The following is a 529-nucleotide window of genomic DNA, read 5'->3' as shown; positions in this document are numbered from 1 at the left end:
CGGGTTCGCGAGGCCATGTTGTCGTTGGCGGCATAGACGAAGCTTTCCGAGAGCGTGGGGTCGCCAAGATTGGTGCTGGAGGTCAGCCGGTCGGCATTGTCATAGCCATAGGTCCAGCTGTCGGAGGTCGTCAGCCCCGTCGTGCCGGTGATGCGGCCTAGATTGTCGCGGGCATATTGATCGTCGAGCAGGACGGTGGCGCCCCTCGACGTGGTGACACGCGTCACCCAGCGCCGGGTCGGCGAGTAGGTGAAGCTGGTCTTCACGCCATTGGCGTAGTTGATCTCCCTGGTCTGGCCATCGGCCTCGTAAAGCGTCGAGGCGATGAACCCGGGAGCCGAGGCGAGCTTGTTGCAGGCGGTGTATTGCAGCGGTGTTGCAGACGTGCCGAAGTCGAGCTGCACCGGCAGGTACTGTGTCGCCAGTGTCTGCCCGGACGCATCACGCACACTGGTCGTGGTGTGGGTCAGGCCTGCGATGGTGGCGTCCTGGCGCCCGACCTTGCTGAAGCCGTCGTATTTGAGGCTGT

General features: G+C 63.7%; 1 protein-coding gene. It reads right to left on the bottom strand.

Features of this window, described 5'->3' with window-relative positions; translation table 11 throughout:
- The coding region (locus tag EN861_RS34295) for an RHS repeat protein (RefSeq protein WP_135867870.1) at positions 1-529 on the bottom strand (529 nt) is incomplete at both ends.

It is taken from the genome of Mesorhizobium sp. M8A.F.Ca.ET.218.01.1.1, from assembly GCF_004791165.1.
Taxonomy (GTDB): Bacteria; Pseudomonadota; Alphaproteobacteria; order Rhizobiales; family Rhizobiaceae; genus Mesorhizobium.
Note: the sequence above shows the minus strand (reverse complement) of the source record. Positions and strands in the feature narration are given on the sequence as shown.